The sequence below is a fragment of the Pseudomonas graminis genome, from assembly GCF_013201545.1.
Classification (GTDB): Bacteria; Pseudomonadota; Gammaproteobacteria; order Pseudomonadales; family Pseudomonadaceae; genus Aquipseudomonas.
Genome location: NZ_CP053746.1, coordinates 3265102 through 3286282, shown reverse-complemented (window position 1 = coordinate 3286282; position 21181 = coordinate 3265102). Strand labels below are relative to the sequence as shown.

At 60.2% G+C, this 21181-nt stretch carries 17 protein-coding genes and 2 pseudogenes; 7 read left to right on the top strand and 12 right to left on the bottom strand.

What is annotated here, in order from left to right:
- Positions 1–16: 16 nt before the first annotated feature.
- Both FX982_RS24820 and FX982_RS24815 read left to right on the top strand, forming a co-directional pair.
- A pseudogene (locus FX982_RS24820) lies at positions 17–745 on the top strand (PAS domain-containing protein); the annotation flags it as partial.
- Positions 728–1330, top strand: coding sequence for a methyl-accepting chemotaxis protein (locus FX982_RS24815; RefSeq protein WP_438826329.1), 603 nt, complete (start codon positions 728–730; stop codon positions 1328–1330). The pseudogene FX982_RS24820 and the gene FX982_RS24815, both read left to right, overlap by 18 nt.
- A 618-nt stretch (positions 1331–1948) precedes the next feature.
- Here the strand turns inward: FX982_RS24815 and FX982_RS14605 are convergent.
- From FX982_RS14605 to FX982_RS14570, 8 genes are all read right to left on the bottom strand, one after another.
- Positions 1949–2950 (bottom strand): lysylphosphatidylglycerol synthase domain-containing protein, encoded by a 1002-nt coding sequence (locus FX982_RS14605; protein ID WP_172611392.1) that lies wholly within the window; start codon positions 2948–2950, stop codon positions 1949–1951.
- Positions 2947–4179 (bottom strand): cardiolipin synthase ClsB, encoded by a 1233-nt coding sequence (gene clsB, locus FX982_RS14600; protein ID WP_241043632.1) that lies wholly within the window; start codon positions 4177–4179, stop codon positions 2947–2949. Before clsB ends, FX982_RS14605 begins: the two co-directional genes overlap by 4 nt.
- A 23-nt stretch (positions 4180–4202) precedes the next feature.
- Positions 4203–4997 carry an endonuclease/exonuclease/phosphatase family protein gene (locus FX982_RS14595; RefSeq protein WP_438826283.1) on the bottom strand — a complete coding sequence of 265 codons (795 nt, stop codon included), beginning with the start codon at positions 4995–4997 and terminating at the stop codon, positions 4203–4205.
- Entirely contained in the window at positions 4994–5911 is a 918-nt protein-coding gene (locus FX982_RS14590) for a DUF72 domain-containing protein (protein WP_172611391.1), read from the bottom strand. Before FX982_RS14590 ends, FX982_RS14595 begins: the two co-directional genes overlap by 4 nt.
- A gap of 142 nt (positions 5912–6053) precedes the next feature.
- Positions 6054–6689 carry a CGNR zinc finger domain-containing protein gene (locus FX982_RS14585; protein WP_172611390.1) on the bottom strand — a complete coding sequence of 212 codons (636 nt, stop codon included), beginning with the start codon at positions 6687–6689 and terminating at the stop codon, positions 6054–6056.
- Between the two features lie 116 nt (positions 6690–6805).
- Positions 6806–10225 carry a PAS domain S-box protein gene (locus FX982_RS14580; protein WP_254074928.1) on the bottom strand — a complete coding sequence of 1140 codons (3420 nt, stop codon included), beginning with the start codon at positions 10223–10225 and terminating at the stop codon, positions 6806–6808.
- A 270-nt stretch (positions 10226–10495) separates the two neighbouring features.
- Positions 10496–11404, bottom strand: coding sequence for a glutaminase B (gene glsB / locus FX982_RS14575; RefSeq protein WP_172611387.1), 909 nt, complete (start codon positions 11402–11404; stop codon positions 10496–10498).
- A 287-nt stretch (positions 11405–11691) separates the two neighbouring features.
- Positions 11692–11991: a DUF1330 domain-containing protein gene (locus FX982_RS14570; protein WP_254074796.1), complete on the bottom strand. Its 300-nt coding sequence runs from the start codon at positions 11989–11991 to the stop codon at positions 11692–11694.
- 481 nt (positions 11992–12472) lie between these two features.
- Between FX982_RS14570 and paoA the strand changes: the two genes are divergently transcribed.
- From paoA to FX982_RS14550, 4 genes are read left to right on the top strand one after another with little or no spacing between them, the layout of a single operon-like run.
- Positions 12473–13141: an aldehyde dehydrogenase iron-sulfur subunit PaoA gene (gene paoA / locus FX982_RS14565; protein ID WP_438826282.1), complete on the top strand. Its 669-nt coding sequence runs from the start codon at positions 12473–12475 to the stop codon at positions 13139–13141.
- Positions 13138–14085 carry an FAD binding domain-containing protein gene (locus tag FX982_RS14560; protein WP_172611385.1) on the top strand — a complete coding sequence of 316 codons (948 nt, stop codon included), beginning with the start codon at positions 13138–13140 and terminating at the stop codon, positions 14083–14085. The genes paoA and FX982_RS14560 overlap by 4 nt, the downstream gene beginning before the upstream one ends.
- Positions 14086–14137: 52 nt before the next feature.
- A complete protein-coding gene (paoC, locus tag FX982_RS14555; protein WP_172611383.1) occupies positions 14138–16348 on the top strand; it encodes an aldehyde oxidoreductase molybdenum-binding subunit PaoC in 2211 nt (736 codons plus the stop codon).
- Between the two features lie 29 nt (positions 16349–16377).
- Entirely contained in the window at positions 16378–17292 is a 915-nt protein-coding gene (locus FX982_RS14550) for a LysR family transcriptional regulator (protein WP_172611381.1), read from the top strand.
- 4 nt (positions 17293–17296) lie between these two features.
- Here FX982_RS14550 and FX982_RS14545 read toward each other — a convergent pair whose 3' ends face one another.
- Positions 17297–18085, bottom strand: coding sequence for a carboxymuconolactone decarboxylase family protein (locus tag FX982_RS14545; protein ID WP_367948759.1), 789 nt, complete (start codon positions 18083–18085; stop codon positions 17297–17299).
- Positions 18082–18207: pseudogene (locus tag FX982_RS24550) on the bottom strand ((R)-mandelonitrile lyase); the annotation flags it as partial. The gene FX982_RS14545 and the pseudogene FX982_RS24550, both read right to left, overlap by 4 nt.
- A 265-nt stretch (positions 18208–18472) precedes the next feature.
- Here FX982_RS24550 and FX982_RS14540 point away from each other — a divergent pair.
- On the top strand, positions 18473–19243 hold the full coding sequence (locus FX982_RS14540; RefSeq protein ID WP_172611378.1) for an SDR family NAD(P)-dependent oxidoreductase: 771 nt from the start codon (positions 18473–18475) through the stop codon (positions 19241–19243).
- Between the two features lie 67 nt (positions 19244–19310).
- Here FX982_RS14540 and FX982_RS14535 read toward each other — a convergent pair whose 3' ends face one another.
- On the bottom strand, positions 19311–20111 hold the full coding sequence (locus FX982_RS14535) for a hypothetical protein (protein WP_172611376.1): 801 nt from the start codon (positions 20109–20111) through the stop codon (positions 19311–19313).
- Positions 20112–20310: 199 nt separating this feature from the next.
- Complete coding sequence (locus FX982_RS14530; RefSeq protein WP_172611374.1) at positions 20311–21174, bottom strand: alpha/beta fold hydrolase; 864 nt, start codon at positions 21172–21174, stop codon at positions 20311–20313.
- Between the last annotated feature and the right edge of the window lie 7 nt (positions 21175–21181).

The following is a 21181-nucleotide window of genomic DNA, read 5'->3' as shown; positions in this document are numbered from 1 at the left end:
TGCCTGAGCCGCCATCATGTTTTTCGACTCGTCCAAGAACAAAATCATCCAGGACCTGCAACTGACCGTCGCCCATCAGGCCAGTCTGCTGGAGGCGATCAATCGCTCAATGGCCAGCATCGAATTCGATCTGAACGGTGTGGTGCTCAAGGCAAACGACAACTTCTTCAAAACCATGCGCTACCGGCCCGAGCAGGTCATCGGCAAGGAACACCGCATGTTCTGCACGCCGGAGCACGCGCGCAGCCCCGAGTACGCACAATTGTGGTCGCGCCTGCGCAACGGCGAATTCGTGTCGTCGACGTTCCAGCGCGTGGCGGGCGATGGCAGCACCGTATGGCTGGAGGCCAATTACAACCCGGTCAGGGACTCGGACGGCAAGGTCACCCGGGTGGTCAAATACGCGATGGACGTCACCGCCAAACTTCAGGCCGAGAGCGAAGCCCACAATAAGCTGCAGGCCATCGACCGCGCCATGGCAGTCATCGAGTTCGATCTGGACGGCACGATCATCGCTGCCAACGACAACCTGTTGCGCTTGCTGGGCTACAGCCGGCAAGAGCTGCTGGGTAAAAGCCACAAGTTGCTCTGCCCCCCTGAGTTCACCAAAAGCACCGAGTATCAGGACTTTTGGCGTCGGTTGAACAAGGGTGAGTTTTTCAGCGATCAGTTCAAGCGCGTCGGCAAGCACGGCCAGACCCTCTGGCTGGAAGCGTCCTATAACCCGGTGTACGACGCCGCCGGCAAGCTGTGGAAGGTGGTCAAGTTTGCGTCGGACGTGACCGCGCGCATCGAAAAGCACGAGCAGGATTCCCACAGCGCTGCGCAGGCGTATCACATTTCGGTGCAGACGCAGAAATTTGCCGAGCAGGGCACGCTGGTGATTCAGCAGGCGGCCAGTGAGATGCGTCAGATCTCGCAGAATATCGATGATTCGTCGCGGATCATTGGTCAGCTGGGTGAGCGGTCGGAGCAGATCACGGCGATCGTGAATACGATTCGCAGTATTGCGGATCAGACGAATTTGCTGGCGTTGAATGCGGCGATCGAGGCGGCCCGGGCCGGTGATCAGGGCCGTGGCTTTGCGGTGGTGGCCGATGAGGTTCGGCAGTTGGCGGGACGCACGAGCCGTTCGACGCAGGAGATTTCGGAGATGATTCAGGTGATTCAGACCGAGACGCGGCAGGCGATTGTGAGTATGGACAATACGCGGAGCACGGCGGTGAAGGGTGTGGATCTGGCGGATCAGGCGGGGGATGCGATTGTGCAGATCAGTTCGGGGACGAATGATGCGGTGGATGCCGTCAGGATGTTCGCGGGCCGCGATTGACCCTTAAGATCAAGTGCGTTTGCCTAACGGCAAACATTTCGCCTTCGGGGAGTTACTTGGAAAAGCACCCCTAGTAACTGAGGGTGCTTGCTCCTGATTGGGCCCTTCCTTCGTCAGGGTACCCTCACTCCGACGACGCTCCGTGGGCCCGCGCCGAACGGACATCCATGTCCTGACGGCGCTCTCGCCGCATCCATGCGGCTCGGCCCACTCCGCGTCGTCTGCGTTCGGCCTGCACCCAAGTCGCGATTGGCGGTGTTTGAACCTTCTCTGTATGAGATCAAAAGCAAAAGCTTCCCGGCTGAAGCCGGTCCTACTGACTGCACGCGCTGCTTTTTGTGGGACCGGCTTTAGCCGGGAAGAGGCCAGTTCAGGCGCTGGCGATTTCAGGATCTTCGCTGATCGTGCCCACGCTCCGCGTGGGCATGCATACCGTGACGCTCCGCGTCACCCGACACCGGTTCCACTGAGTGTACGCGGTGTTTTTGTGGGACTGGCTTTAGCCGGGAAGGGGCCAGTCCGGGCAACACTTTTTTGGACTGAGTTAAGCGACTGATTTATCTACGACGCCTCACTGCAAATTCATCAGTCCCCGAGCTCCCGCGTCACCCTTCCCACTCATAACTGCCCTTCATTCCTGAGCCGCATAGCCTTCGCGCGCTTCTCCAGTACCACATACACCACCAGCGCGATCATCAGCGGGATGAGGAAGTAGATCACCCGATAGCCGATCAGCGCGGCCAGCAATTGGCCTTTGCTGAATTGGTGTTGCATGAGGGTGATGAAGACGGTTTCGAGCACGCCAAGCCCGGCGGGGATGTGGGCGATGACGCCGGCGATGCTGCTGATGAGCAATATCCCGAGCACGGCCGGGTAGAAGGCCTTTTCCGGCAGCAGGACATAGATGAGTAGCGCCATCAGTCCCCAGTTCAGCGCGCCCAGCAAGGCTTGGCGCAGTGCCTGGTTGAGTGAGGGCAGGACGAGTTGTTGCTTGCGAATGGTCCAGGTGCGTTTTTTGGAGAAACGGCAGGCCAGGAAGTACGCCAGGCAGACCGCCAGCAAGACGAAGCCGATCAGTTGTAGCGTGGTGTCGCCGATCTTCCAGCCTTCCGGGAGGTCAACGAAATCACCCGCGAAGACAAACCCGGCCAACAGCATGTAGCCCAGCCAGTTGGTGATCAAGCTCAGGCTGAGGATCCGGGTGATGGTCGGCACGTCCAGGCCCAGCCGCGAATACAGGCGATAACGAAGCGCAATGCCACCGACCCATGAACTCAGGTTCAGGTTGAAGGCATAGCAAACAAACGTCACCGGGATGATCTGTTTTATGGCCAATTTGTGTTCGGTGTAGCGCCGGGCCAGGACGTCGAAGCAGCAGTACGTCAGGTAGCTGCCTGCGGCGATGACGAAGCCCAGCGCCAGGGTGCTGAGCTTGTAGGACTCCAGCGCGTGCATCACCTCGTTCCAGTCGAGGTTCTTCATCAGCGTGAACAGCAGGACCGGCACGGCGATGAAGAAGAACAGCGTAAACGCACGTTTGGCCCACTTCAGCCACGGACGATTCTTGCTGGCCTCGGCCGGTTTCTGCTGGTGGGTGGAAGCTTGGGAGACGCCTGTCATAAGGATTTCTCCTGATCGGTCGGCAGGTCGTTTTTAAGGGCGGCGGCTTCCGGCAGTGTTTCCGGTGCGCGCAGGGGTTTCAGCCGAGGGCCGTGTACCGGGAACAGGCCGGCAATGGCCGGAAAGTGCCGCAGGAAGTGGAAGCTCAGGAAAATCATCGGCGCACGCCACCATTGCCCTTTTGCCAGGCCCTTGAGGTTGACCTGTTTGCTGTGGGCCACCGCGAGGTCGCGCAGGTGTTCGTGCAAGCGCTGGTTCAATGCGTGGTCGCGGATGAACAAATTGGCTTCCAGGTTCAGCGCGAGGCTCAGCGGATCGAGGTTACTGGAACCCACGGTGGACCACTCGTGGTCGATCAATGCGACCTTGCCGTGCAGCGCCCGTTGTTTGTATTCATGAATCACCACGCCTTCGCGCAGCAGCCAGGTGTAGGTCAGGCGCGAGCACACGCGCACAAACGGCATGTCTGGCTTGCCTTGAAGGATCAGCGTGACCTTCACCCCGCGACGGGCTGCGTTGCGCAGTTCACGCAAGAACCGGTAGCTGGGAAAGAAGTACGCGTTGGCGATGGTGATGCGCTGAGTCGCATTGCGCATCGCCAGCAGGTATTGCTCTTCGATATCGGTGGTGTGATGACGATTGTCGCGTTCGGCGAGAAGCATCCGCGCGCTGCCGGCCTGACGCGTCACCGGCTTGAGCGGCGTGAAGGTCTTGCGCACGGCCGGGCCGAGCATGCTCAGCGTCGAGCGATAGATGTCGGCGACAATCGGCCCGCGCACCAGCACGGCGTAGTCCTGCTTGGCGGTGATGCCGGTATCGGCCATGTGGTCGACGCTGTAGTTGATGCCGCCCATGAACGACGTCTCGCCGTCGATGACCACCACCTTGCGGTGCAGGCGCCGAAACAGGTTGGTGCGCATGCCCATCAGTTTAGGGCGCGGGTCGAACAGCTGAATCTGCACGCCGGCTTCGATCATCTTGCTGACGAACGCGGTGCTCAGGTCGCTGGTGCCGTAGTCGTCCACCGTAATAATCACCCGCACGCCACGGCTGGCCGCTTCGATCACGGCCTGCTGCAAACCCTCACCGACGCGGTCTTCGAAGATGATGAAGGTCTCGATCAGCACCTCTTCGCGCGCCCCTCGAATGGCGTCGAACACCCGGGCGAAAAAGTCCTCGCCATTGATCAGCAACTCCACCGAGTTGCCGTCCCGCCAAAGGCCACACATGGCGCCCATCGCTCTCATACCCCTCAAAGCGTTACCTCCACCGCCAACGGCGCATGATCGGAAAGGTGCGACCAGGGACGATTCGACATCACCCTGGGCGACCGGATGTGCGCGTTGCGCACGTAAATACGGTCCAGGCGCAACAACGGAAAGCGCGCCGGGAAGCTTTTCGCCGGCGCGCCAAATGACTCAACAAAAACCTCGCGCAGCCCGGCAGGATTCAACACGTCATCGGCCTTCTGCCGCCAATCGTTAAAATCCCCCGCCACAATCACCGGCGCATCGGCCGGTAAACGCCCCACCAGGTCGGCGAGCAATTTCAGCTGCTGCTGGCGATGAACCTCCTTCAGGCCCAGGTGCACGCACACTGCGTGCAGCTCGCCGAAATGCGGCACGTCCAGTACGCAATGCAGCAGACCGCGTTCCTCAGTGCCGTGGATCGAGATGTCGAGGTTCTCATGGCGGAGGATCGGGTACTTGGACAGCAGCGCATTACCGTGGTGGCCATGGGGATACACGGCATTGCGGCCGTAGGCGAAGTCCTTCCACATGCTGTCGGCAAGGAATTCGTACTGCGAAGTGGTCGGCCAGTTCTTCACGTTCTGCGCGTGGTCCTGATGCTCGCCGTGGACTTCTTGCAGGAAAACGATATCGGCCGACACTGAGCGCACTGCATCACGCAGTTCCGGCAGGATGAACCGCTTATTGAGGAAGCCGAAGCCCATGTGCATGTTCATGGTCAGCACGTTAAGCGTGACCGAGGCCGACGCGCTTTGTCGCTGGCCATTGAGGTCTTCGGGGATCAGGGCACTGGTCACAACGTGGCTCCATGCAAATCGCCTGGCGCAACTTCCAGGTTTTCAGTGAGATTGAAACGTTCAAGCAACCGGCGCGCGTCGTAAGGGGCGCGGACCTTGATGTCGTTGTCGAAATAGCAATAAACGTCGCGGGACTTCCGCGCTCGGGGGGCTTTGTCCACGATCAACTGAGCATCCTTGGGCTGCGCGCCCCGTTGCCAGGCATCAATGCGATCACCCCAGTGCTTGATCGCCTCGTCGGAATACCCGCTGGCATAGAGTTCCTTGTCACCGTGCAGGCGCACGTAGACGAAATCGGTGGCAAGGTCCTCAACGTGGGGCCACTTGCCGGCGGTGTCCGCGACCACCAGCGCCACCTTGTATTTGCGCAGCAGCGCGACAAACTCAGGCACCAGAAAGCTTTCATGGCGGATTTCAACGGCGTGACGCAGCTTCAGGCGCGCCGGAATGTCCAGATAACCCGGCTGCTGCAGCCGTTCTGCGCATTGGCTGGCGCAGGCCTTGGCGGCTTTACCGTCGTGGGGCAGCAGTTTGAGAAAGTGCTCGAAGCGCTCGGCGTCGAATTTGAAGTTGGGCGCGAACTGCCAGAGGATTGGCCCCAGTTTTTCCTTGAGCTGAAAAACACCGGAGGCAAAGAAGTTGGCGACAGGCTCGTCGATTTCCTTGAGGCGGCGGACATGGGTGATGTAACGCGGGCCCTTGACGCTGAAGACAAAGCCCTTCGGCGTATCGTCGTACCAGCGCGCATAGAGGTCAGGCGACTGCAGCGAATAGAACGAGCCGTTGATCTCGATGCTGTTCACAGCCCTGGAGGCGAATTTCAACTCGTTTTTCTGCGTCAGGCCCTCGGGATAGAAATCCCCGCGCCATGGCGTGTAACGCCAGCCTGAAATGCCGATACGGATGTCGCCCATGCCTGCGCTCTCTCGTGTCCTGCCGCGGCACCTGCCGCGACACTTCTGAACTAGAGATAAGAAGCTTGGGAACCCGGCAGGTTCCCTGGCTTTTTGCGGGCGTTGTCGCACAGATTGCCGCAGGCTGCGCCACTACCTGCGCTCAGGACGCAGCCATGGCCCTTTTGACCTTTTCCCGCGCGCCGCAGACATTCATCTGGCACCACCGGCGGCGGCCGTTTTTAGAAGTATCGAGGAACAGCCAGTCGCAGTCCGGGGTGGCGCACGCCCTGAGACGCGACAGATCGCCGGAGGTGAGCAGTATGGATGCCTGAACCGCAAGCCGGCCGATAAACCCGGCCGTCATCGAGCCCAGATCATCGCCGACCCGCCAGCGCCAGATCACACCCGCTGGCGTCAATACCAGCAGGCGCTGGTCGGCCGTGTCGGCCAGCGCCTGATTCAACGCATCGAGGCTGACTTGATCGGCGCTGTGGTCCAGCGCCATAGGAAGCAATAACCGATACAGCGCTTCGCGGAAATCGATCAATTGTTCAAATGCCGTCACCGTGTGCCAGGAAGAACGGCGCACGACGGCAACGAAGTGCTGGTGCTCCAGATCGTCGATCAGGTCGGCGTGGCGGAACCAGTGGACGATGTCCTCCAGGTTGCTCAGCTTGTCGACGACCTCCAGCAACCCCGTGCCCGGGCGGCGGCCGTCACAGGTATTGAGGTAATTCAGCACAGCCGACCCGCCGACGAGGCGGATGGCGTTGATCTTCAGTTGTCCGATAGACATGGAATGCCCTCAGCTTGAGGCGATGAGGGAATCATGGCAGAGATGTGAGGGGTTGCTGAAATTTCGGACGGTCTGGGCTGGATCGCAAAAACCCCATGGAACTCGCGCCCGATTTGTCAGGCCGTCCCCCCAAGCTGAGAAAGACTCGCCGCCAGCTCGCTCTTGCGGAAAGGTTTGGTCAGGCGGGGCAAATCCGGGTCCAGCCCTTCATGTTCCGCATACCCCGAGACAAGCAGGATTGCAGTCCCGGGCCGGGCGTTACGGACCCGTCTGGCCAGGTCGGTGCCACTGATGCCGGGCATGAGATGGTCCGTGACGATCAGGTCGACGTGCTGCCCGGTCCCCAGCAGTTGCAGGGCCTCCTCGCCAGACGAGGCCTCGATCACCCGGTAGCCCAGGTCGGCCAGCATGTACGACGTGCTGGCACGCACAAGCTCTTCATCGTCTACAAGCAGCGCGATCCCTCGCAGCGAGTGCCGCTCCTGCGCGTCGTCGATACGCGACGCCGAGGTCGGCAGGGTCATGCTGCGTGGCAGCCAAAGCTCTACGTTTGTCCCAAGCCCTGGCGAACTCTGAATGGTCAGCGCGCCGTTCAGCTGGGACGCCAGGCCGTGCACCATCGACAGACCCAGCCCCGTGCCTTTGCCGACGCCCTTGGTCGAAAAGAACGGTTCCACCGCCCGCGCAAGGGTGGGCGCATCCATACCAATGCCGGTGTCCGCAACGGAGAGGCACAGGTAGTCGCCGGTCGGCAGCCTGGAACGGTGGTCCCTGCTCACCCACTCGGTGCAGGCAGATATCCGCATTGTCCCGCCCTCCGGCATGGCGTCGCGCGCGTTCACGGAGAGATTAAGCAGCGCCATCTCAAGCTGATTCGGGTCCGCGATTGCCGCTGGCAGATCCGGCGGGGCATCGACCACGACCCGGATCTGCGGCCCGGTGGTGCTGGCGACGAGATCGCCCATGCCGTTCACCAGTTTCGCCACGTCGACCGACACCGGCTGCAGCGGCTGACGGCGCGCGAAGGCCAGCAACCGCTGCACCAGCGTCCTTGCACGATCGGCTGACTGCACGGCGCCGGAGATCAACCGCTGCTCACGTTCACCGCCCACGCCTCGGCGCTGGAGCATGTCGAGGGTGCCGACGATCGGGGTGAGCAGGTTATTGAAGTCATGGGCCACGCCGCCTGTCAGCTGACCCATGGCTTCCATCTTCTGACTCTGGCGCAGCGCCGCCTGGACTTCTTCCCGCTCGGCGACAGCCTGGGCAATTCGTCCTTCCAGCGTGGCGTTGAGTTCCCGCAGCCCCTCCTCGGCCTCTTTGCGGGCGGTCACCTCGACGGCCGTGCCGGTAACGCGCAGGCAGCGGCCGGCGTCGTCGAACACGCCCCGCCCCTTGGCGGCGACCCAGCGAATCACGCCATCGTCCCTGCCGACGGTGCGGTAGTCGACGTCATACAGGGCACGGCGTTCGGGGTCGATGGCCGCCGTGAACGCCTCGATCGTTGCGTCCCGGTCCTGGGGATGCAGACCGTCATAAAAGTCTTGAATCGTGACCGGCACGTCAGCCTGGATGCCGAACATCGCTTTGGTTCTGGGCGGCCAGATCAGCGTGTCGTTAACGATGTCCACGTCCCAGAAGCCGATGTCGGCGTGTTCGACGGCAAGGCGCAGACGCTCTTCGCTTTCGCGCATGCGCATCTCGGCGCCGACCCGCTCGACATGTGCCCAGCAGCGTTCGACGACTTCCCTGACGAGCAGGACTTCCGAGGGCAGCCAGTCGCGAGGCTGATCCTGATGAACCGCCATCATGGCGGTCAGCCGGCCGTTCTTGACCAGCGGGCAGCAGATGATCGCGTCGATGCCAATGCCCCGAAACATCTCCAGGCCTTCGCTGGGACCGAGCTCGGCGACGACGTCGCGCACGATCAGCGTGCGGCCTTCGCGCATGTCGGCAGCCGTCCGCGGGCCGAAAAGATCGAGGCTGTAGGTTCCGGCAGAGCTCTGGATGCCCGCGGCGTTGTAGTCGCTGCGAATCCAGAAGCGGTCATTATCGACGTCGACATCCGCGTAGGCGCAGCGCGACACGTTGAGCCGGCGCCCGAGCAACCCGGTTGCAACGAGCAGAGCCTCTTCGGCTCGGCGGATATTGAAAAGGCGGCTGTCGAGCTCATCAAAAAAGCTCAGTCGCTCCGCGCTCTCCTGCAGCGCCGCATCCGCCTGATGCTCGGCCGTGCGGTCGCGGAAGATTTTGACAAAACCGCCCTGATCCGTCGCCAGCGGCATCATCAAACCCGAGCCCCAGAAGCGCGCACCGTCTTTATCAACGTGCCAACGTTCGTTGACGGCCCGCCCCTGTTCCACCGCGACTGCGAGCTCGCTCTGAAACACCCGCTCGGCCTGGTCGGTTTCGGTGTAGAAAAGATCGCCATCGCGGCCCATGACTTCCTCGGCGGGATAACCAACGATGCGCCGGGCGCCGATGTTCCACCCCGTGACCTTGCCTTGGGCATCAAAAGTGATGATCGCAAAGTCCTCTGCGCCTTCGACGATCTGGCGGAAACGCGCCTCGCTGCTGCGAATCGCTGCCTCAGCCCGAGCACGGTGCACGACCAGTCCCACGGTCTTGACCACGAAGTCGCCGATCTCGATATCCGCCGGCAGCGGCTCGCGCCGTTCAGGGTGATACATGACGAACGTGCCGAGCATGGCGCCCTGTGCCGATCGGATCGGAATGGACCCGCACACCTGCAAACCGTGTCCGATGGCGAGCGCCCGGAACTCGGCCCAACGCGGGTCGTTCGCGATGTCGGACGCCACCGCCCACGGGTTCGGGATCGTCGAGGTAATACCGGAATCTGCGCTCAGCCCGACAGTGACGCGTTCGACCGCGTCGGTGTAAGCGTGGGGAAGGCTGGGTCCTGCGCACTGCTGCAGCTGACTGCCCTCCTCGTTCAGCAGCAGGATGCTGCCAAGGAAACGGGAGGGCGACAGCGCTTCCACCTCTCGGACGATCGCGTCGAGCGCGGCACTCAGCGGTGTCTCTTCGACAGCCAGCTCAAGGATACGGTTCTGGGCGGCCCCAAGGGCTGCCGCGCGATTGCGGGCCTGGGTGAGGCGCGCATTCTCGATGGCAATCGTTGCCAGCCGCGCCAGGCTTTCCAGCCGTTTGACCGTATCGTCGTCGTGAGTGCGGACCTGCGACCAATAGGCGCCGAGCGCCGCGACCGGAACAGGTCGACCAATAGGCGCCATGACCAGGCTACGGACGAACGTCGGCGCGTAGGCGTCCTGAGGGATGCGCGGATCGAGCCGGACGTCGCGGATCGCAACCGTCTCGCCGCGACGCATCACCCACCCTGAAATGCAGTGTTCGGCCGGGAAGCTATGGCCCTCCCAGAGCGGAGAAACCGCATCCTCCGCCATATAAGAACAGTACCCGCCATTTTGGATCACGATCGCAACGCCATCCGCTCCTACAGCGGCACGGGCCACATCGCGCAGGATAGCGACGACCTCGTCCACTGATTCCGCCATCACCAGCCGCTCACTGGCATTCAGCACATGAGACAGGCGCTCATCGCCGCTAGGATCGACCGGATTGGTAGTCAAACGGATCTCCCGACATCGCCACGGCATCAACATCCCGCAGACTGGTTCGAACTGGACAGGGCTAAAGCGGCATTGTATCGGTTAACCCTTCGCCCTCGACACGGCCCGCATCAGTTTTTTCGGCGAAGCGACCCACGCGCAAACAGCTCACCCTTTTGCATGATTCAGCAAACCTGAAACGATGAAGCCCCGCAGTCAGAAAACAGACCAGCCTATCCGCGAACTCAACAATTCCAGTGCCGCCATCCCGGCAAGCGAATTCCCTGCTGCATTGAGTTCCGGCGACCACACGCACACCGTAAATTGCCCCGGCACGATCGCCACGATTCCGCCCCCTACCCCGCTCTTGCCCGGCAAGCCCACGCGGTAGGCGAAATTGCCGGCTTCGTCATACAGCCCGCTGGTGGCCATGATCGAGTTCACTTGCTGGGTCTGGCGTGGGGTGAGGATCTGCTCGCCGCTGTGCTTGCAGAACCCGTTGTTCGCCAAAAAGCAGAACGCCCGGGCCAGATCCAGGCAGCTCATCTTCAGCGCGCAGCAACTGAAATAACTGCGCAGCACGGTTTCAACCTCGTTATGGAAATTGCCGAAGGACTGCATCAGGTACGCCATTGCCGCATTACGCGCGCGGAACTGGTACTCGGAATCCGCCACGCGGGCATCAATCAAGACCTGGGGATTACCCGACAGCCGCCGGACGAAATCGCGCATGGACAAAGTCGGCGCGGCGAAGCGCGACTGATTGATGTCGCAGATCACCAAAGCGCCGGCATTGATAAAGGGATTACGGGGCCGCCCGCGCTCGAACTCCAGCTGCACCAGCGAGTTGAACGGCTGGCCCGAGGGTTCATGACCCAGGCGCTCCCAAATGGCTTCGCCGGAATGGCCGATCGCCTGAACCAGGCTGAACACCTTGGAAATGCTTTGCACCGAAAACGGCTCCAGTGCATCGCCCGCGCAGTGATAGGTGCCATCGTTGCCATACACGGCAATGCCCAACTGCTGCGCCGGCACGTCCGCCAGCGCGGGAATGTAATCAGCCACCTTGCCCTGGCCGATCAAGGGACGGACTTCGTCGAGAATCTCGTTCAACAGCGTTTGCATGGAGGGTCCTGGTGTCGATCCCCTGACGGCAGCAGGGGTTAGGGTTCATGACGAATGCTGGAGGGGCGGGATCACACAATTGGCCAGGATTTTGGTTTTTGCTGCGGGTGAGCTTGCACGTCTGGGTGGGATGGCTTCCACATCTCCCGCAAAAAAACCAATAGATAATGCGGGTGATAACAACTTTCCTGAATTGACTACGGAGCCAGTGCTCCCTCGATCAAGTAGACATCTGTCTTGGCCGAGCGCTGGCGGATTTTTCTCAACGCGGTGTACTCGGCAGAGTTCTACCAAGCCTGCGCATTATTCACGCTCGGAAACTCAATCACGACGCGTCGACGCTGTGGCGCCACACCTTCGAGCGAAATAATCTTGCCGCCACGGACGATGAAATGACCACCATAAGGCTTGAATGTTGATTCCACCTGAGCGCTGTAAGGCCTCATCCCCTCCGGATCGGTGATTTCAAATTCGGCAACATAGTAGGCCGGCGGCGACTTCGCTTCTGCTGCCATTAACCGACCGCAGGATGCGGCGACAAAAACCAGCCCCGCCATTGCAAGGAAATTAACCTTGAAGTGTTTCATCACCTTCCTCCATCAAAAAACCAGTTTGCTTAGTCTGAGAGTGCACTACAGACACGTACTTGCAGAAACCGTCAACGTCTGGCTTGAGTGCTGAGTTGAACCGGATCGGTTTCAATTAACACGTTGGACACGATCATTGTCTGAGTGACTTTCATAGATTTATGAAAGTGCGCAGACGCAACATGGCTTTGGTGTTCATTAGCACATCGGAAAGCCGAGAGCGATGAGCTGCGGCTGCGAGTGAGTCCGCATTGGAGTCGTGAGTCCCGCCAGGCCGCGCTACACGTGGATTGCTGAGCGCTGCTCACGGATTCATTCTCCAAACACCCGTTATCACCAGCAACCTGGTGACATAGGCTCCCGTCTTAATAGTCCAGCAGCATTGTTCCCTCACCGAGTGCATGGTCATGAACGTTATGCATCGGGGTGGAGTCCTCAACCGCGGCCGGCTTCAGCAACCAAAACTGTGACGGAGACATTGATGAACCGTATGAACCCCACCGGTAATGGAGCTGGAATAGAGTTGTCTCGACGCCAAGTGCTCATAGGCACCGCAGGCACGGCAGTCACAGCCGTGTTCGCGAAGGTCGATGATGCCCGGGCCGCTGCCGGCACGAAAGCAGCAGCGCCCAGCCCGCCGGACAGCCAGGTAAACCTGGTAGTCAATGGGGAGCGAGTTGCGCTCAATGTCGATAACCGCACCACCCTCTTGGACGTGCTTCGAGAAAGACTCCATTTGACCGGCACCAAAAAGGGCTGCGACCACGGTCAGTGCGGGGCCTGCACGGTGATAGTAGAAGGACGACGAATAAATGCGTGCCTCACGCTTGCAGTCATGCACGAAGGTGACAGCATCACCACCATTGAAGGCCTCGGCACACCGGGCAACCTGCACCCCCTCCAATCGTCTTTCATCAAGCACGACGGCTACCAATGTGGTTATTGCACGCCAGGGCAGATCTGCTCGGCCGTCGCGATGCTGGAGGAAATAAAGGCCGACATCCCCAGCCATGCAAGCGGCGATTTAGAGGCTAAAAGCACTGTCACAGTCGCCGAAATCCGCGAGCGCATGAGTGGCAACATCTGCCGTTGCGGCGCCTACTCCAACATCGTCGACGCCATTCAAGAAGTAGCCGGGGGCGAGGCATGAAATCTTTTACTTACGAACGCGCCACCTCTGTGCAGCAAGCGGTGGACGCTGCAGCGAGTCACCCGGGTTCGCGATTCATCGCGGGCGGCACTAACTTGCTTGATCTGATGAAACTGGAAATAGAAACGCCACAGCACCTGATTGATGTAAACGGACTCGCGCTCGACAAGATCACCTCGACAGAGGATGGCGGGATAAGAATTGGTGCCTTGATGCGTAACACCGACTTGGCCGCCGCGCCCCAAGTTCGGCGGGATTACGCCGTACTGTCGAGAGCGCTACTGGCGGGAGCGTCAGGCCAACTCCGAAACAAAGCCACAACGGCCGGCAATCTTTTGCAACGCACCCGGTGTGCCTATTTTTACGATCCCGATCAACCCTGCAACAAGCGGCGCCCCGGTGCCGGCTGTTCTGCAATCGGGGGCGCCAGTCGGCAACAAGCGATCATCGGCGTCAGCGATGCGTGTATCGCCAGCCATCCCAGCGACATGGCGGTGGCGATGCAGGCATTGGACGCAAGGGTGGAAACCCTCAATCCGGAGGGCCAGACACGGACGATTGCTCTCGCTGATCTGTACACCGCTCCCGGAACGACACCGAATATTGAAAACACCCTGGGAAATGCCGAACTGATTACTGCCGTGACCCTGCCTAAACCCGTGGGAGGCAAGCACATCTACTACAAGGTTCGTGACCGCGCGTCTTACGCGTTTGCGCTGGTGTCTGTCGCAGCGATCGTGCTGCCAGACCAGACAGGTCGGATTGCCCTGGGGGGAGTGGCGTACAAACCCTGGCGAAGTGAAGAGGCGGAAGCTCATCTCCCTGACGGTGCAAAAGCCGTCGCAGAGCGTTTGCTGGCTGACGCTCATCCTACCGCGCAAAACGCTTTCAAAATCAAACTGGCAGAACGGACGATCGGTCTGGCTCTTTCCAGCGCCTCTTAAGCAAAACCACCGGCATGGAACGGCCGCGGTCGATTGATCAGGAGTGACCCTCATGAAGTTTGATACCCCTGCGAACACCAATCCCATCGACCAAATGAAGGTGATTGGACAGCCAAAAGACCGTGTTGAAGGCAAGCTGAAAACGACGGGCACGGCGACCTATGCCTATGAGCAACAGGCCTCCGTCAGTCCTCCCGCCTACGGCTATGTAGTGGGCTCATCCATCAGTAAGGGCCGGATCACCTCGATTGATTCCAGCGAAGCACGTCAAGCCAGCGGCGTTATCGCAGTCGTCACCCACGAGAATGCAGGTCAGCTGGACAGAGGCGAATTTTACGTTGACCGCGCACTGGCCGGTCCCCAGGTGGATCACTATCACCAGGCAGTGGCAATCGTCGTCGCACAGACGTTCGAACAAGCCAGAGCCGCGTCGGCCTTGCTGCGCGTCTATTACGTCAGAGAGCCCGGCGCCTACGATCTGGCCGCGCAGCGAGCGTCAGCCACGACCCCCGCGCCAGGTGCATTTGGCCCTCCTCCACAGACGGCCATCGGGGATTTCGATGGCGCGTTCAAGGAGGCAGCTTTCACACTCGACGGCCGCTACAGCACCCCGGATCATGCCCACGCGATGATGGAACCCCACGCGACCATCGCTCAGTGGCAGGGGGAGAAACTGACGCTGTGGACGTCTATCCAGCAAATAAACTGGGGCGTCAGAGATCTGGCTAAAACGCTGGGTATTTCCAAAGACAACATTCACGTGATCTCGCCTTATATTGGTGGCGGCTTTGGCGGGAAAGGCACCATTCTGTGTGACGCCGTATTGGCCTCACTGGCGGCAAGAGCAGCCGGGCGGCCCGTTAAAGTGGCGCTTCCACGCCCGCTTATGTTTAACAACCTGACGCACAGGCCAGCGACGATCCAAAGGATACGTCTGGGTGCCAATACGGACGGCACGCTCACCGCAATCGGGCACGAGAGTTGGTCGGGCAACCTGCGCGGGGGTCGCACCGAGGCGGCTACCGCATCGACCCGAACGTTGTATGCGGGCGCGAACCGTATGACCCGTTTGTACCTTGCCCAGCTTGACCTTGCTGAAGGCAGCGCCATGCGTGCACCCGGTGAAGCACCCGGCATGATGGCGCTTGAAATCGCAATGGACGAAATGGCTGAAAAACTCGGTATGGATCCTGTGAAATTTCGTGTTCTGAACGACACTCAGGTAGACCCGGAACAGCCTGATCGCCCGTTCTCCCAACGTCAGCTCGTCGAATGCCTGACCACCGGCGCTGATCGGTTCGGCTGGGCTACACGCACTCCCCTTCCCGGTAAGCAATTGCACGACGGCTGGTACATCGGCATGGGCATGGCGTCCGCCAGTCGTGGCGCACCCACGACGAAATCCGGTGCTCGAGTCCGGCTTGACCGCAAAGGTTTGGTCACCGTCGAAACCGACATGACAGACATTGGCACCGGCTCTTACACGATCATTGCCCAGACTGCGGCTGAAATGCTGGGCGTTGAAATGGATAAGGTGATCGTCAACCTAGGGGATTCGCGATTTCCGGAATCATCGGGTTCAGGTGGCCAGTGGGGAGCAGCCTCGTCCACCGCGGGCGTTTATGCTGCTTGCGTGAAGCTCAGGGAAGTCATTGCTGCGAAGCTAGGCCTCGATCCCGCCAAAACAGAATTCATCGACGGCTACGTTCGTGACGGTTCGAAAAACCTGCGACTGGCCGAGGCCACCCGGGATGGCGATCTGTTGGCCGAAGACGTGATGGAATTCGGCGACCTGGCCAAGCAGTATGCCCAGCAGACCTTTGGTGCTCACTTCGTCGAGGTGGGTGTAAACGCTGCGACAGGGGAAATCCGCATTCGCCGTCAGTTGGCGGTGTGTGCAGCAGGAAGAATACTCAACCCCAAAACAGCTCGCAGTCAGATCATCGGGGGAATGACCATGGGCGCGGGCGCAGCGCTTATGGAAGAAATGATTGTGGATCATCGCCTGGGTTTTTTTGTTAATCACGACTTGGCCGGCTACGAAGTCCCGGTGCATGCTGACATCCCTCATCAAGAGGTGATTTTTCTGGATGAAGTAGACCCCTACGCAACCCCGCTCAAGGCCAAGGGTGTCGGCGAGCTCGGTATTTCCGGAGCGGCAGCGGCCATTGCCAATGCCGTCTATAACGCTACCGGCATCAGGGTTCGGGATTACCCCATCACACTCGACAAGCTGATTGATCATTTGCCCGCTGTGGGCTGACCTTACCGCTCTTCGCTTCGGAGTCATCCATGCAGCTCAGCCGCACGAACCTGGCAGATATTATTTATTTCCTCGCCATCGCTCGGCATCAAAGCTTCAGAAAGGCGGGTCTGGAAGTGGGGATCAGCGCCTCCGCGCTGAGCCATGCCATGAAAGGGCTGGAGACGCGGCTTGGCGTCAGGCTGCTCAATCGCACCACTCGAAGCGTGACCCTGACGGCCGCAGGCGAGGAGTTGCAGGGCCTCATAAGCGCGCCAGTCAACGACATCGGTCAGGCACTGGAAACCCTCAACCGGCTACGGGATGAACCTGCCGGACGCATCCGGCTCAACGTGTTGAGCGACGGCGCAAAGCTATTGCTGGGCCCGGTTCTTCCCGTTTTCGTTGATCGCTATCCGGACGTTGAGATTGACCTGACCGTGACCAACCGAATGGTTGATATTATCGGCGACGGGCATGATGCAGGTATCCGGTTCGGCGGGACGGTTCCCGAAGACATGATTTCTCAACGACTCTCTCCCGATGTGGCTTGGGCAGTGGTGGGAACGGCTGATTACCTTGCGCGATTCGGTACCCCGAGCCATCCCGAAGACCTTTACCAGCATCGTTGCCTGCGCGTGCGCCTGGGTAATGCCCGCATCTATCACTGGCAATTCTCGAAAGACGGTCACCAGATGGAAATAGACGCGCCAGGCGCCATCACCATCGACGAAACCCGCGTCGGTGTAGCGATGGCGATGCGCGGCGTCGGCTTGATGTACGTTCCCGCCTATGTGGTCAGACGGCAGCTTGCCGAAGGCTCCTTGCAGCGCGTGTTGGAGGACTGGACTCACCACGACCCAGGGTTTCATATCTATTACTCAAGTTTCAGACAGGTTCCTGTAGGCCTGCGACTGCTCATCGAGCTCATCCGCGAACTCCAACCCATGGGACCGCTCCCCTAGCGACCTAGCTCTCCTGCCGCTTGTTGAAGACATCATTGAAGGCTGGCACCGCGGAAAACGCATTTGGCCAGCCCGCATAGAAAGCAAGGTGCGACAGCAGTTCGGAGGCCTCGGTCTGCGTCAGGCCGTTGTCCATCGCACGATTGAGGTGGTAGCCGATCTGGGCGACCTGACCGTTCGCCACCAACGTGGTAACCGTAATCAGGCTTCGGTCTCTGGGGGCAAGACCCGGCCGTAGCCACAGATCGTTGAAGAGCGCGCTGGTGGTGTATTGCACCAACCCGGGCGAAACCGGCCCGACGGACTTATCGACACTGGCAGCGCGCGCATCTTCGGCGATCTGATCGATAGGCAGCAGGTCGGGCGACACAGGCGCCAGTTGGTCAGGTGTTACGCCGTACCTGCCAAAGACTTCGGTGGCAATCGGTGCCGCGCCGGCGGCATTGCCCCACCCTGAATAGAACGCGAGGTGGTTGATTGCTTCGGATAGCTCCAGGGGCGTCACTCCATTCTTCAAGGCCAGATCAAAGTGCGCGGCAAGCTCGGCAGTCTGGCCGCGTGCGATCATTACTGCGACGGTTGCCAGGCTCCGATCGCGGGGAGACAGTTGCGTGCGTTGCCAGACTTGACCCAGGAGCAAGGTGTCCATGTTGTGAGCCATTGCCGGTGAGGCAGCACGTATATCGGCTGAAGTAGGCATTTGAGAAACTTCCTTCGTCATCACGCCCTTTGGGGTGGCGCATGCAAATAAACACATCGCTAAGCTGACTGCTGCAGATGTGCGAATAATCATAGTGAGGCGTCGTACTGAGCATTGCTAACGGGCTCAAGCCAATCGACATTTTTTCCGTCAAGCATCTGCTGGATGGCCATGTGGGTAACCCCGGTCGTACTCGTTGCACCATGCCCATGCTTATTGAACGCACTGCCAGCCAGCAACACCCATGCAGGCACGGTTGCTCTCTGCCACATAGCTCACCTCTCGCTGATGAATAGGGTTGCAACCAAGCTAATTCATGGCTGTGCATTCATCTACCGCGCTTTCGGTTCATGCCCCAATGAGCGGCACTCACCAATAGCCAATGCCACGGTGTGCAATCTGTCAGCAACCTCCCACCTGAACGTCATGCCGTATTCCGAAGTCATAAAAACACTTCAGCCATGCCCCTCAAGGTGCCTTATGCGTTTGATACCGGAACTTAACAGTGGAGCACACGTGCTGATATGCGGGGCCAGCCGAGGGATCGGCCTGGCACTGTGCGCAGCGTTGCTCGCTCGCGATGATGTTACTCAGCTGTGGGCAGTATCGCGGGAAGCGACCACCTCTGCGGGGTTGGCAAAGCTCGCAGAGCAATATGGCGACCGTCTGAAACGCGTCGACTGCGACGCCCGGGATGAGCCATCCCTCGAAGCACTGGTGAGCGAGACGCTTGCAGGGTGCGATCATCTGCACCTCGTCATCAGTGCGCTGGGCATTCTTCATCAGGACGGCGCCAAAGCCGAAAAGGGTCTGGCGCAACTGACGATGGCCGGCCTGCAAGCGAGCTTCGCGACCAACACCTTTGCGCCGATCCTGCTGCTCAAACACCTGCTTCCGTTATTGCGCAGGCAACCTTCGACGTTCGCGGCGCTGTCCGCGAGGGTTGGCTCTATTGGCGATAACCGATTGGGCGGCTGGTACAGCTACCGAGCCAGCAAAGCGGCGCTCAACCAGCTGCTGCACACGGCCAGTATCGAACTGAAACGCTTGAACCCTGCTTCTACCGTCCTCGCCATACACCCGGGCACAACGGATACCGACCTGTCCCGGCCATTCCAGACGAATGTGCCTGAGGGTCAACTATTTGAAGCGGGTTTCTCGGCGGATCGCATTCTTGAGGTGGTAGGCGCACATGGGCCAGCGGACAGCGGGACATTTTGGGCCTGGGACGACAAACCCATTGTCTGGTGACGTGTTTCGGTCGAGAAATCCCTGCCAGGCATGTTCCCCCCAAGAGGAAACATGCGGCAGGAATCGTTTAGAGCATGCCCGCTGCGTTGCGCACCCCTTCAGGGGCAGCTTTGGTTTCAGACAACGCCCCGCCATAAGCACCAGCCGCCATGGCGACCGGGTTGCCGCCACCGCCGATAAGGCCGACGGCTGCGCCTTTCGCAGTGTCCACTGCGCCTCCGACGCCGCCTTTGAGCATCCCGCCGACACTGCCGTCGGACTCGCCTATGCCAGTCATCACGTTACTCAAACCGGGCACCATCCACAGTGCTTTCCCGACTTGCCCAGCGGCTCCGGCTAAACCGTCCTTGTTATGGCTCTGCTCGGCCACAGGCGTGTCCTTGGTGTGCGTGGGGGCAGCATCGCCGCCGGCAGGTTGCTTACTCGCCCCGCCGCCGACTGACTGCAACAGCGCCCCAATCAACTTATCCAGCAGCTGCAGAAGCGGTGAGTTCTGCGTCGACTGCTCACCTGCGTTGCCCAGTCCCGGGCTCTGCTGAGCCAGGGACTGGTTTTGCAGACCCGACGGCCCGCCACTCCCGGCAGGGCCGCCATAGTTCACTGCGCCCGTGGTGGATTGCGTGGCGTATTGAGAATTCTGCGTGCTCTGGTCAGCCCGATAAATGGCCGCGCCGCCGCTGGCCAGAGCGCCCGTACCTTGGGCGACATTGCTGAAGTTGCCGGTAGCACGGCTGCCGCCGTTACCGGAATCGGTAGGGGTATTCGATGGTTTGCCCGCGTCGGGCGTCGGCTTGGCGTCCGGCTTGGAAGCATGGGGAGTGATGTCTGGTGTCTTGGGCGACGAGGCGCCGAGTCCGGGTAATTTCACGTTTTTCTCCAAACTGAAAGGTCGGTTGGCAGTGCCCCAGGCCCACTCTGGACCGCTTGCACGGATGCAGGCGTGTTGGATGTTGTAACGGGGCGATCGCTGTGAGGTTCGCGTGGGAGTGGGTAGCCCTTGTGTGGCGCCTTACGGCAGATCGGTTCCGCAGAAATAAATGGGCCGGTCTGCAGCGGGGTCCCGATCTTCACTTCGCAGCAAAAAACGCCTTCAGCGCGCTCGCCAGTTCAGCCGGCGCCTCCTCCGCCATGTGGTGGCCGCTCTCGATTCCCATGCCGGTGACCTTCTGTTGTGCCCATGGCTGCCAAACAGAAATCACGTCGCCGTAGAGGAATTCGAGGTCATCCTTCAACGACCAGATGACGTGAAGCGGGCATTGAATCCGGCGACCGGCCTCGCGGTCTTCCTTATCATGCACGTGGTCCAGGGCGAGGCCTGCGCGATAATCACCGAGCATTCCGATAACCGTTTCGGGGTCCTGGATCGCGGCCTGAAAATCCTCGAAATTCTCCTGGCCCATCGATTCGGCGCTGCCTCCGTACCAGGCTTTGGGGTCGGCGAAAATGGCCCGTTCAGGCTTGTCGGGTTGAGCATAGAAAAACCAGTGCCACCAGCTGGAAGCAAACCGCGATCCACACCGTTCGAGCGCTTCCAGGATGGGCACGCCATCCAGAATCGCCAATTTCAGCACCCGAGAGGGATGGTCAAGGGCCAGACGAAACGCCGCGTAACTGCCCCGGTCATGACCTGCCACACGAAATTTATCGAAACCGAGGCGATCCATCAGGGCGATGCAATCACGCGCTTTTGCTCGTTTTGAGAACGCCTCGTGGTCATGGGCGTCGGCGGGCTTGCTGGACTGCCCAAAACCCCTGAGGTCAGGGCAGATCACCGTAAAAGAGTCTGCCAGCAGTGGCGCCACCTGATGCCAGGTCGTGTGGGTCCGTGGATGACCATGAAGCAACAGCAACGGAGGACCAGAGCCACCGTAGCGAACCCGTAGCGTCGCCTCAGGCAGATCAATCATCGCGAGTTGGAAACCTTCGAACATGTTCACC